This window comes from Actinomadura syzygii (genome assembly GCF_008085905.1).
In the GTDB taxonomy this organism is placed as follows: Bacteria; Actinomycetota; Actinomycetes; order Streptosporangiales; family Streptosporangiaceae; genus Spirillospora; species Spirillospora syzygii.
On the sequence record NZ_VSFF01000013.1, the window covers coordinates 396,937 to 408,768 of the forward strand.

Here is an 11,832-nt window from a genome sequence, read left to right on the forward strand (position 1 = left end):
AACCCTCCGACACTCGCTCTTGGACGCAGGTGAACATCGCCTTCCCCGGCCAGAAGCCTCGTGAGCGCGAACGGCAAGCCGCCGCCCATCTGGCCAGGATTCTCCCCACCGCCGAGGCCAGCGGTCTCATCACCTCTTGGTTCTTCATCCGCAAGGACCGCTGGCGCGTCCGCTACCTTCCCACCGAAACCAGCGGCGACGGCCGCTACCTCCGTTCCCTGCTCACCCGAGGCGTCGACTGGACCAGCGACATCTACGAACCCGAAGTCCACGCCTTCGGCGGCCACCCCAGCATGGACACCGCGCACGAACTGTTCCACGCCGACAGCCACCACCTGCTCACATTCCTCAACAGCACCCCCACCGACCGCAGAGAACGGTCACTGATCCTGCTCACCGCTCTCATGCGGGCCGCAGGCCTGGAATTCGGTGAGCAAGGCGACGTGTGGGCCCGCATCGCTGAACAACGCGCCGCCCTGCGCGGCGAACTACCCGACCCCGCAACCTGGGCTGCCTTCACCGACGACGTCCGTCGACTCCTTCTCGGCAGACCCCAGCCAGACGACATCGGAAACGACTGGCTTACCGCATTCGACACAGCAGGCGGACAATTAAAAGCCCAACGAGAGAGCGGCCAGCTCACCAGAGGAATCCGCGCTGTGACTGCCCTCCATGTGATCTTCCATTGGAACCGAATCGGCATCACCGGCCCCACACAGGCAATACTCGCGCAAGCCGCAAAAGAAGCAATCCTTACCCCTTGCTGACCAGAACGTCGGGCCACACCTCAGAGGGTGCTAAGACTCTGGCAAGCGCACCAGCGTGGGACCTAATTTCACCGACGACGGCCGGGACATCCGGTCACGCTCGATCCTGCAGTGGTTTCGGCCCGCCCCCGCCCCTGCCCCCGCACACCACGGACACGCCGCTGACAGCCAACTCCGATCGTTCCTAGCGGCTCACGAGCCACATCAGGGACTTCACCAAACCCGGTACGGCTCACCACGCCACCGACATACTGGACCTGGCCCGCCGCCAAGGCCCCCTAGGACTGACCCCACAAGTTCTGGCCCGGTCGTTGTATTCCACCTCCAAACCGTCGCCGAGCGAGGTCGAAAAGGCCCGCCGCAAACTCGACCGATACACCGCCCGCGGGCTCCTGTTCCGCCGTGCTGGGCAGCGCGGCGGCGGATCCGACCGGTCCCCCTCCTCCTACTTTCCGGCCGCTCAGGAGGCCCAAGCCGAGGCACCCGGTTAGGGGCCAGCCCGCCAGTGTGTGGGGGCCGCGGTGTCGGCCGCCGTCAGTCACCGCCCACCGCCTGCCCTCCCCCGGCAGCCCGACAGCCCGGCTGGCGGAGGTGAAGACCGCTCGAGGACACCTCACCGTGGCGGTCTGGCGGTGCTTGGGGCGCGTGTCTTTTCGGCGACCGCAAGAGGCGAGAGCAGGCATGGTTCCTTGCGTCGGCGGCAGCCCGTCCCAGCCCCCCGCACGGACCACTGTCTCGCAAGAAGTGCCTGGTCAGGCCAATCACGCACGCAATCGCCACCAATCACGCGGCAACCAATCACGCGGCAACCACGGCAATCACGGGTCCGGTGTTTCTGCAGGTCACACCATCGCGACCGCAATCACGGGCAATCACCACCGCAAGCAATCACGATCCGGCCCCCCTTTTTAAAGGGGGGCCGTGACGTGATTGCGCGAACCCGCCCGAGCGCGCGCGACTCGGGGCGGGCTCGACCCCGGCTGCGAATCCGCCCCGCCGAGCCCGCGGATTCGCCCGTTTCGTCGATGACATTTGCGGTGACACCGCCCCCTCTACATTTCACGCCGAGGGCACAGACACCGCCGCGCTGAACGGCGTCGGCGACGCCCCCGGGGTCGATGCACGACCAAGCCGAACCCCGAACGAGACGAACGAGACGAGGATCATGAACAAGCTCCCGGCCATTCCCGCCACCGCCACCGTCGTCCTGCTTGGGCTGCTGCCGGGCCTGAGCGGATGCGGCAGCTCCGACGACACCGTCGACGGCATCAAGGTGCCCGAGGGCGCCAGCGTGTCGACCAAACCCGGAGGCGGCGGCAGCATCCAGGGCAACCAGACCCTCAACCCCGACCAGTTAAAGATCGCGAAGAAGTTCGTGGCCTGCATGCGCGGTCTCGGCTACGACATGCTCGATCCCTCCGACCCGACTTTGACTTCTCCCCCGGCAACACCAAGGGCATGACCCAGCAGCAACTCCTGAAAGTGCGCGAGGCCGCCAACCGATGCTCCAACCAGGTCGGCGGCAGCGCCATCACCGGCGGCTGAACCCCCGGGCCCGGGCCGCGGACGCCGGCCACCGGCGCTCGCGCGCCAGCGGCCGAGGCCGCCCGCAGGTGGCGCCCGTGGTGCGGATCCGCTCCGGGACATGCGGCGCTGCGGCATCAACGGCCCAGGCTCCTCGCCGATACCGCGAGCGTGGAGCTCCCCATTGGATCGAACTCCGGACAAGGACCACGATGGTGCACGCAGGCAGTTGGAAAAGGCTCACCCGCGGGTCGACGGCCCGGCCGACGGCCCGACACGCCGTGACCGGGAAACGCGGGTGGCGGTCCGGCTCCACCTGGCCGGCAGCGCTGCGGCACGCAGAAGATCACACCGCGCGAGAAAGCCATCCCGGTAGCGATCGAAGACGGACGCCTCCGTCCTCGAAACCCCCGACACCAAGACCCGGCATGTTGGCTACATGATCAGGGCATCATCGTGTGGCAGGGGCTTGGCCGTTCCGAGCGTCTTGACAGCGCGGAAGGATCCCTTGGGCACTTTGTATATGCGGATGCTGTCTTCTTGGTCGGCGATGATGCGTTTAATTGCGTCTAGGAGGGTCAGTAGCTCGGAGTCGGTGCAGACGATCTCGAATACCGACTTTTGGACGCGCATCCCGTAGCCTTCGCAGAGTTTGGCGACCTTGCGGAGTCGGTTCCTTCCCTCAGGTGTCACGGTGCTGACGTCGTAGGTGAGCAGTAGTTCCATCAGGGTGCCCAGGGCATGTAGGCGGGGAGTTCCCCCCGTAGGTGGCGGGCGAGGATGCGGGATTGGACGGATGGAAGCAGCGCCGCAGGGACTCGTCGGCCCAGCAGCCGGTGGGGCCATTCGCGCTTCTTCCACTCCTGCCATTCAGTGAGGACGATCTTCCGGCCGTCCTCGGTGAGTTGTACTGCGCCTCCGGGTAGCTCATCGAAGTGTTCGCCACGGAGCTGTCTGCGGTTGAGCAGGGTCAGAGCGAGGCGGTCTGCCAGGAGAGCGCGCAGTTCTTCCATGAGGTCCAGCGCGAGTGCTGGCTTGCCCGGTCGCAGTCCATGAAGGAAACCGACATATGGATCGAGTCCGACCTGCTCGTTGGCGCCATGGACTAGGGAACGGACGAGCCCATACAGGAAGCCCATCAGGGCGTTGATGGGATCGGTAGGTGGCCGCCGAGTCCTGCTGGTGAACGGGCCGACGTCGAGGCCAGAGCGGAGCATCAAACTGTAAGCCTGGAAGTAGTCCCGGCCAGCACTCCCCTCAATACCGCGTAACTGATCAAGGTCTTCGGCGGCGGGGATCGATGGCAATGCCTGCCCTAACCTTTCGGCGATCGCGCGCAGTTCCCCTTGATGGTCGGTTGCATCGCGTGCTCCACGCAGGAGGAATTGCCGACTGTTCTGCACCTTTCCTGCGATGACTGCTTGAGCGATACGCAAGCGATGGTCTGCGTCGGCGTAGACGAGATGCTGTGCGTGTCGTAGGAGGACGTTGCCTTGGACAGGACCCTTGACCCGAAAGAGAAACCGTCCCCCGGCTGTCATGCGGGTCACCGGGCGGCCGTCGGTTGCGCATCGAGCAAGCAGGGGTGTGCTGAGTTCAATGTTGCCGAATGCGACTATCTCCTGAAGTCTCCGCAGCGGCAGGGTCCGGCGGCGGGCGTCGTCAGGAATGACAATCCTGACGCTGTCCCCCTCCAGGTAGAGAGCCGCGCCCTGGGTCTGCACGTAGAGGGTATTGAGCAGTTCAGTCATCCCAGTCGCTCTCTGGGTTCGGCCGGAACCGTTCGCTGAGCATCTGTCGGTAGCGCTTCTGATCGGCGAGCAGACGCGGCATGCAAAGGGCGTTCATCGAACAGCCGCGGCATCTTCGGTCAGCGACCGCAACGGGGAGCGCCATGCGGCCGAGCACTTCGCGAACCGCCTCGGCGAGTTCGTGGACGCGGCCACGTGCGGCGTCGTCGACCGCAACCGGATGGCGTCGACGATCGCCAGCGGCGTAGATGTAGCCGGTGTCGATCGTGGTGTTGAAGCGTTCTTCCAGGCATATCGCCTGCGCTACCACTTGGACATCGGCGGGGCCGCCCGGACGGTAGGCACCCGATTTATGCTCGATGGGTATCACGGTGCCGTCATCGCGGAGCTCGACCACGTCGCAAACACCTGTGAGGCCTAGGTCGTCGTGCCAGACCGGGAGAGCGCGCAGGGTGCGCAGTCCAGGCCTGGCCTCCTCGTCGGGTTCGTGGACACGCTGATGCAGCAGCGTGCCGCGAACAGTGCTGGCGTCGTCTACGAATCCGTCTTCGAGCAGGATGAGCCCGGCCTGACGCGGACAGTAGGCGTAGTGCTCAAGAGCGGACAGCGGAATGATGATCTGTTCGGTGCTCATTCGACGACGCGTGTAAGAGTCACCTTGTCCGGAATGGTCTCGTCCACCTTCACGGTGTAGTCGCCGAAGGCCCGGGCGGGTCCGTCCACCTGGCGCACCACACTGATGAGGTCGAACAGGGTGTGAGAGGGCGCGGCACCGAACTGGTCGTTGTGGCTGAAGACGTACAGCCCGCGGAGCGTCATCTCTCCACGTGTCGAGGCCCTGTCGTGCTCGAACATCAAGCCCATCGACTGCCACAGCATCGCCAGGTCGTCGGAGGTGACGCCCGTCTTGCGGGCAAGGGGCGCGCTGAAGTGTCCGTAGCCCAGGTACAGCCCGTACGGGATGGCGTGCTTCCCGCCCATTTCCGTATCCTTCTCGGCCTCTTCCTTGGTCCGGGTGACACGTGTGATGCCGTGCTCCTGTGCCAGGACGGGGTCGATCGAGCGGGAGAAGGTGAGCTGAACCGGGCCCTGGACGCGTCCAGCCTGTTGGGAGCCGGTGGTCATGACGGCACCGAACATGCGGACGTCGTAGAAGGTCTGGCACATCCAGTCGCGTGCGCGTCCCTGGGCGGTGGTGTCCTTGCTCTTGTCCTTGGACTTGGGAATGCCTAGCGCCGTATAGGCCCGTTCGTGCTGGGAGTTCAGAGAGACCCCGGCCTCGACGTAGATGTCGTAGCCGGGCCGGTTCTCGCCGAGCAGAGCAACCATGTTGCGAATCTTGCGTTTGATGGCGACATCGGTGACCAGCCCCTGCATGGTCTCAGGGTCGGTGCGGGGCATGCCTCCAGCGTCTGGGTCGCCGTTGGGGTTGCCATCTTTGACGTCGAAGAGGAGGACGAAGTCCTGCTTGCGCGTCGGGTCGAGATGGGCTTCTACGGTCACGAGGGCTCCTGGTTCGTGGTTGTGAGGGCTCCGCCCGGCTGGCCGCCGCTCTTCTTGGCCTCCGTGGCGGCGCGCGCAGCAGCCATGTCGGCGGCTCGCTGGTGGTCGTAGCCGAGGATGAAGCGGGTCTGACCTGGCGCGTCCAGAACTAGAGGCAGACCGACCCGCGGCTCGATCAGCTGGCTGAGCTCTGCGAGTCGGCTGTCCAGCGCGTAACCGGCGCCGCGCGTCTCGTCGCGGCGGACGAGCTTCTTGATGTGCCCGTTGGCGTTGGTACGCAGCATCCGCATCGTGGCCTCGGGCTGGGTCATGGCAAGGCCGAAGTAGCGGTCGCGGATGGTGGCGTTCACGTCCGGGAGCGCGCGCCGCTGAATGGACTCCAAGACCGCGAAGAGGCGTCCCCACACATACGCGGTGTCGTTGAAGTTCTCATCGAGTCCGGGCATGACCTTCTCCTGATATGGGGGCCGTGTAAGAGCGAGTCTGAGCAGGGCGACACGCGCGAGATCGACGTGGTGGTCGTTGCGAATGTGGTGCAGCAGGCGCGGGATCAGGTGCGGCGGAGCCGGAGTTCCGCGAAGCGCAGCACGAAAAAGGTCGCGCGCGAGTCCGCGGATCGAACTTCCTGACACGTATTGCTTCTTGCCCCGGTCCCATCGGCCAGTGGCGCGCACCATCTGCCACAACGGCACGTAATGGTGTCCGTCCCTCCATCGGTCCGAGGAACTGTGGTCGCGGAACCAGGCGGCCAAGTGCCGCTTGACCTCGATGACGGGCATGTCGATCCAGTCACGGACGACCACGCGGCTCTGATTGGCTGAAAGGGTCAGGGCGTAGAAGGCGTTGGTATCCGCCACGGTGCCTGTCAGGCCTCGCCATGGTTCGGCGAGGAGCGCTCTGACATCGACTGGTTCCGGGTGTTCGATCATCATGACGTCGAAGTCGTCGGGCTCGCGCAGCCACCAAGTCAGCACGCTGTCGTCGCCCCGCAGCCGGTGACGCTCATCCGACAGCAATCGGTTCAGAGCCGCGATAGCCTGCTCGCCGCAGTCCTCGCACAACGGGGTGTTGACGAGTTGGACAGAGCCACCCCTTCCCTGCGCCGGCGTGTTCACTGAGACGAGCGCAGCGTTGCGTCCTCGCTTCGGGCGACCGTTCGCATCGATGCCGACCGGGATCAACGGGCCCTTGACCATGTCCGGGACGGTCTTGAGTAGGGAACCCACCTTGCCGCAAGCCAAGCAGATACCCTCATTGCCAGAGCCTTTCCTTGCGCGTGCCACGTCCGCCCAGAAGTCGACAGCAGCGGTGGAACGATGCGCCCACGTCTTCCCGACCATGACCGCGACCAGTTCCGACGCCTGGGGCGACTCAGGCAACTCGGCTAGGAGGTCGAGATGGCGCTCCTGGCCGAAGAATTCCGAGACGGTGCGGGCGAGTGGATCGGCGGTCGATTCTCGCCAATCGGCCAGCAATTTGAGATACGCGTCGTTGCGTCGTTCGGCACCTGCTTGAGCTTTGGCGGTGTCCTCCTTGGCCACGGCGAAGACGTACTCCAGCGTGTCCACCAGGAGCATCGGCGCAATTCCACTGGTCCGCGTCAGAGAAGGGCATATCTCAGGGATACCCGGCTTGTCATCCGCATTGACGAGCGGGATGAGCCTCCCCTCTCCCTGCTGGTCGATCCAAATTGCCCAATGCACCGTGCGCATGCGGTAATATGGCGGAATTCGATCGCCAATCCCCTGGCGTCGCACGTCATCGACAAGGCTGCCGATCAGCACAATTCAGCTCCTCACCTTTGTCGTCGCACCGGTTAGCATGACTCCCTCCGGCGGCACCTCCAAGACGCCGGAACGGAGTTCGGCATGGAACCAGTGGTAACTCTCTCCGCCGTCCTCATAGTGAATGCTGTGCAGCATCGGGCCCAGATCCCGGGTCTCGCTGATGGGCTTCAGCGAGGTGGCCTTCCCAAAACGGGCGGAGAATTCACGCGTCCCCAGGAAGGGCTGGGAAAAGCAGGCACCCTTGTCGACGCGACGACGGAATTGCTCGCGGTACTTGATCTCGTTCCCCGTCGCCTGTGAACGAAGACGGACCTGCGCGTGGATCCGGTACGCGACGTCTCTGAGTGCCACCGTGTTCCGCTGATCACGATCGTTTTCGATGTCGTACCGGACCGCAGGGTCGGCCATCATCCGCCGCACCCAGTCGTCCGAGGCCATCGACTTGGCCTCATTGCGGCGGATGGAGAACCACCGAATCGGTTTGAGCACTTCGATCTTAACGACCAGGTACTCGAATTCGGGCCGCCAGAAGATGGCCTCTAGAACACCTCGCGCAGCTGAAGGGGTCATGACTTCGTAGCTGAACCGCTCGGCCTTCAACTCTGGACGCGTAAAGCAGGCATACTCGCCGCTGACTTCGACGACGAGGGGGGCCTCCGGATAGTAGGGACGTGACCTCACCATACGAAGTCCTCTCCGACGGGATCGGTGAACTCGATTCCGCGACACGCGTCGTAGGCGCCATGCCATTCGACGAGGTCGCCCAGCAGTGGGGCCGCCATGCCCTCCTGTAAGGCTTTGTCGGCCAACCGTTTCGGCAGCGCCGCCAAATAGGGTTGAATTCTGCGGAACACCCATGGTTCCGCTCCGGTTGGACGGAGCAGGAGGGCTCGTAGTTGCTCTCGTTCGGTGCCATCACCATAGGGAACAAGAACTGGGACAGTAAATTCGTCGATCAGCTTGAACTTCAATGCCACAGCCGGGAAATCGAATGCAGCCCGGTCACGCTGGATGTCGGCGCCAGGCCCGCTTTCTTCGAGATTTTTCAGCGCGTAGCGAGCACGGTAATAGGCGCTCAGGGCGTCGAGATCGTCAGGCAGGGCCAGCCCGGGACCGAAGCACGCACGGGTTGTGTCCAATGCTGCGCCATAGACCCGGCGGGCGCCTGCCGCACTGGCGTCGGCAGGATCGAAAATGACCACCCGGCCCTGCTTCAGTCGCCCGTTGCGGTTGCACCTTCCGGCAGCCTGTTGCATCGCTTCAGCCACTGCGTACGCACGGAAGACGACGGGGAAGTCCAAGTCGACCCCGGCCTCGATGAGTTGGGTACTGACGGCCGCGACCGGCAGGCCCTTATCAAGCCGTGCCCGAACCTTGCGAAGTACCTCCCGCCGATGTCCGCCCGCCATGCGGGTCGATAGATGTAGCACTGGACCGTCGGTCACGGCTTCCATCTCACGGTGAAGCGCGGCTGCGTCACCGGTCGTGTTCACGATCGCCAGCACCGAGGATTCGGAAGCCATCTCGGTGGCGACCTGCGCCAGCGTCGGTTTGGGGTCGCAACGCCACTCGTAGCGCACGCGCGCCAGTCGGCGGAACAGCGGCTTAGGCTCGGCGACTACAGGACGAGGGTCAAGCCCCGCGAAAACCTCCAGAGCGAAGAACTCCGGTTGCGTTGCCGACGCCAGTAGCACACTCGAACCGAAGTGTTCGGTCAAGTCCCGCAAGGCCGACAGGATCGGCAGCAGCATCGTGTCAGGCAAGGACTGCACCTCGTCCAACACGATCACCGAGCCCGCCAGCCGGTGCACCTTCCGCATCGCGGCGGGCTTTCGGCTGAACAGCGACTCGAAGAGCCGAACCGTTGTCGTAACCACCACCGGGGCGTCCCAGTTCTCGGCCGCCAACCGCTGCCACCGCCGCGACGGTGGCAGGCTCCCCATGTCGATCCCGCTGTGGTGCTCCAGAACGTGATCGTCCCCGAAGAGCCGGCGATACACCTGAGCGTTCTGTTCAGTGATCGACATGTACGGCACAGCGACGATCACACGCCGCAGCCCGTGGCGAGCCGCGTGCTCAACGGCGAACCCGCCAGCAGCGATAGTCTTGCCGGCACCGGTAGGGGCCGGGAACGGGAATATCCCTAGGGGCTGCGCAGCCGCGCCGATAACCTGTCGGTAAACGTCCTCTCGGATCTCGTCAACCGGAGCGACTTCCCGTCCGCTCAGATACTCTTCACGAGCACTCCGGAACACTTCCGCTAAGGACGATAGCCGAGGTGCCTCGGGCCTGAGGTATCCCATGAAATGCGTCTCGGTGTCCAGAAAATCCGCATCGACCAACGCGCTAAAAACCATGCGCAGCAGCAACTCCGCCACATGTACGTGCTCAGACGACTTCCCCCACTGGGGCACCGCCGACGAGCGGTCGTCAAGAATCTCAGGCACAAGTTCGGCTACGACACGAATTGCTTCCTGAACCCTAGCCTGGTCGGCGCCATCAGCCCGAGCGAGCGCATCCTTCAGTGCGCGCCGTTCCGGCAGCCCCCCGTGGTGTCCGAGCACTGCCAGCGCGTATGGCCCAAGCCTCGCCTTCCGCGCTGCCAAGAGGACACCAGCAATCTTGTGGTCGATGCTGGCTCCGGACGGATCAAACACTCGGCCGCCACCGGCCTCAGCACGTGCCAGCCCCTCCTGCCAGGCACACGCTCCTTTGCCGACGTCATGGAGCAGCGCCAGACCTTCAGCCAACCGGCCAGCTCGAAAAACCGAACCATACGTGCGCGCCAAAGAAGCCGTACCACGCAAATGATCAACTAGGCAGTGCCTATCACCGAATCCGTTGACACTATGCGCCCACAACTCCCCCGACACGCTTCACCTCAATCCAACACAGGAAGCGCAACTCCGATGCACCGGATCGTATCTACACCCGACAAATGATCATTCAGCCTCCAAACAAGCGACCGAATCCGGTCAACGAAAGCAAGCAGAGGAACCTACCGACAAGTTGTGTTCCACCGATGCCCTGCGCCCATCACTGACGAGTGGCGTAGAAGGCGCCAACCCATCCCAACGCAGCATTGACCCTCGTCCACCTGCAAAGATAGGGGCCCGCCCACGGCGGGGAGCCTGCGTAATCCGATTGCGCTCCTCGCCCGCTGGCGATAGCGGGCACCACATCGACCAGTTCAGCCAGCGTCACCGCGGGCCACCGCCAGTTGCGATCCTCGCCCGCCGCTGAGGGCGGGCGCCAGGTTCGGCGTGGCCGCGTTCTCGAAGTTGCGATCCTCGCCCGCCGCTGAGGGCGGGCGCCACAGCAGGCCAGGTGGCGGTCTTGGCGTCCTTGCCGGGTTGCGATCCTCGCCCGTCGCTGAGGGCGGGCGCCACGGCACAGCGCGGCGACGAGCGCCACGATTCCGCCAGGTTGCGATCCTCGCCCGTCGCTGAGGACGGGCGCCACTCCCCGTGGCGGGCGTCCCCGGCGATCGTCACGTCGTTGCGATCCTCGCCCGTCGCTGAGGGCGGGCGCCACAACCAGTTCCGGTCAATGACGGCCGCAGCGCCGCAATCGTTGCGATCCTCGCCCGTCGCTGAGGGCGGGCGCCACCACGACTGGCGGTTCGCCACGCCCATCACCATAGAGTTGCGATCCTCGCCCGTCGCTGAGGGCGGGCGCCACCTGCAGGCCCTGCCACTGATCGCCGGTCCCCCACCCGTTGCGATCCTCGCCCGTCGCTGAGGGCGGGCGCCACCGGGCGCGGCCGGTGGCCGATGGCCCTGAACGTTGACGTTGCGATCCTCGCCCGTCGCTGAGGGCGGGCGCCACCCTGGAGCAGGGCGACTGCGAATGCCGCGTGGACGAGTTGCGATCCTCGCCCGTCGCTGAGGGCGGGCGCCACCGGGGCTTCCTCCGGATGTTCTCGGTCAGGGTGAAGTTGCGATCCTCGCCCGTCGCTGAGGGCAGGCGCCACCGGGCGGCGGGACGGGCCCGACCCCTCCAGAAAGTTGCGATCCTCGCCCGTCGCTGAGGGCGGGCGCCACCCAGGTCACCGATATCCCGGCCGAGCGGGTTCGGATAGTTGCGATCCTCGCCCGTCGCTGAGGGCGGGCGCCACGCCAGTTCAAGCCGCTGAAGGGCTGCTCAGGCTGCGTGTTGCGATCCTCGCCCGTCGCTGAGGGCGGGCGCCACAGGGCGGGACGGTCGGTAGACCACATGTCGGGTGGGGTGTTGCGATCCTCGCCCGTCGCTGAGGGCGGGCGCCACCCGGTCCGGATGTCGACGGCATGGCAAGCGGCAGGTTGCGATCCTCGCCCGTCGCTGAGGGCGGGCGCCACCGGAGAGCAGGCAGCCGAAAGGCGCGCGGCCACGGCGTTGCGATCCTCGCCCGTCGCTGAGGGCGGGCGCCACCGGAGAGCAGGCAGCCGAAAGGCGCGCGGCCACGGCGTTGCGATCCTCGCCCGTCGCTGAGGGCGGGCGCCACCGGAGAGCAGGCAGCCG

Annotated in this window: 9 protein-coding genes and 1 CRISPR repeat array; of the genes, 2 read left to right on the forward strand and 7 right to left on the reverse strand. The window is 65.3% G+C overall.

The genetic code is table 11. The features are described 5' to 3' along the window. Positions 1 to 29 precede the first annotated feature (29 nt). On the forward strand, positions 30 to 767 hold the full coding sequence (locus tag FXF65_RS33745; RefSeq protein WP_246199288.1) for a thiopeptide-type bacteriocin biosynthesis protein: 738 nt from the start codon (positions 30 to 32) through the stop codon (positions 765 to 767). Positions 768 to 1,932: 1,165 nt separating this feature from the next. Continuing rightward, positions 1,933 to 2,229 carry a hypothetical protein gene (locus FXF65_RS33750; RefSeq protein ID WP_148354108.1) on the forward strand — a complete coding sequence of 99 codons (297 nt, stop codon included), beginning with the start codon at positions 1,933 to 1,935 and terminating at the stop codon, positions 2,227 to 2,229. Positions 2,230 to 2,726: 497 nt separating this feature from the next. Here FXF65_RS33750 and cas2 read toward each other — a convergent pair whose 3' ends face one another. The 7 genes from cas2 to cas3 are packed head-to-tail and all read right to left on the reverse strand — an operon-like array spanning position 2,727 to position 10,205. Then, positions 2,727 to 3,017, reverse strand: a complete 291-nt coding sequence (gene cas2, locus FXF65_RS33755; RefSeq protein WP_148354109.1) for a CRISPR-associated endonuclease Cas2 — start codon at positions 3,015 to 3,017, stop codon at positions 2,727 to 2,729. Then, positions 3,017 to 4,042, reverse strand: a complete 1,026-nt coding sequence (gene cas1c / locus FXF65_RS33760; protein ID WP_148354110.1) for a type I-C CRISPR-associated endonuclease Cas1c — start codon at positions 4,040 to 4,042, stop codon at positions 3,017 to 3,019. Before cas1c ends, cas2 begins: the two co-directional genes overlap by 1 nt. Next, complete coding sequence (gene cas4 / locus FXF65_RS33765) at positions 4,035 to 4,676, reverse strand: CRISPR-associated protein Cas4 (protein WP_148354111.1); 642 nt, start codon at positions 4,674 to 4,676, stop codon at positions 4,035 to 4,037. The genes cas1c and cas4 overlap by 8 nt, the downstream gene beginning before the upstream one ends. Then, positions 4,673 to 5,545, reverse strand: a complete 873-nt coding sequence (gene cas7c, locus FXF65_RS33770; protein ID WP_148354112.1) for a type I-C CRISPR-associated protein Cas7/Csd2 — start codon at positions 5,543 to 5,545, stop codon at positions 4,673 to 4,675. The genes cas4 and cas7c overlap by 4 nt, the downstream gene beginning before the upstream one ends. Further along, entirely contained in the window at positions 5,542 to 7,329 is a 1,788-nt protein-coding gene (gene cas8c / locus FXF65_RS33775; protein ID WP_148354113.1) for a type I-C CRISPR-associated protein Cas8c/Csd1, read from the reverse strand. Before cas8c ends, cas7c begins: the two co-directional genes overlap by 4 nt. A 3-nt stretch (positions 7,330 to 7,332) precedes the next feature. Beyond that, positions 7,333 to 8,016: a type I-C CRISPR-associated protein Cas5c gene (gene cas5c / locus FXF65_RS33780; RefSeq protein ID WP_148354114.1), complete on the reverse strand. Its 684-nt coding sequence runs from the start codon at positions 8,014 to 8,016 to the stop codon at positions 7,333 to 7,335. Then, entirely contained in the window at positions 8,010 to 10,205 is a 2,196-nt protein-coding gene (gene cas3 / locus FXF65_RS33785) for a CRISPR-associated helicase Cas3' (RefSeq protein WP_148354115.1), read from the reverse strand. Before cas3 ends, cas5c begins: the two co-directional genes overlap by 7 nt. A 346-nt stretch (positions 10,206 to 10,551) precedes the next feature. Next, positions 10,552 to 11,816: a CRISPR direct-repeat array (repeat unit 38 nt; unit sequence GTTGCGATCCTCGCCCGTCGCTGAGGGCGGGCGCCACC). Positions 11,817 to 11,832 lie beyond the last annotated feature (16 nt).

What these genes read in the sequence shown, in the direction of transcription:
- FXF65_RS33750 (WP_148354108.1), top strand. Translation starts at nt 1,933, where the DNA reads ATGAACAAGCTCCCGGCCATTCCCGCCACCGCCACCGTCGTCCTGCTT.
- cas2 (WP_148354109.1), bottom strand. Translation starts at nt 3,017, where the DNA reads ATGGAACTACTGCTCACCTACGACGTCAGCACCGTGACACCTGAGGGA.
- cas1c (WP_148354110.1), bottom strand. Translation starts at nt 4,042, where the DNA reads ATGACTGAACTGCTCAATACCCTCTACGTGCAGACCCAGGGCGCGGCT.
- cas4 (WP_148354111.1), bottom strand. Translation starts at nt 4,676, where the DNA reads ATGAGCACCGAACAGATCATCATTCCGCTGTCCGCTCTTGAGCACTAC.
- cas5c (WP_148354114.1), bottom strand. Translation starts at nt 8,016, where the DNA reads ATGGTGAGGTCACGTCCCTACTATCCGGAGGCCCCCCTCGTCGTCGAA.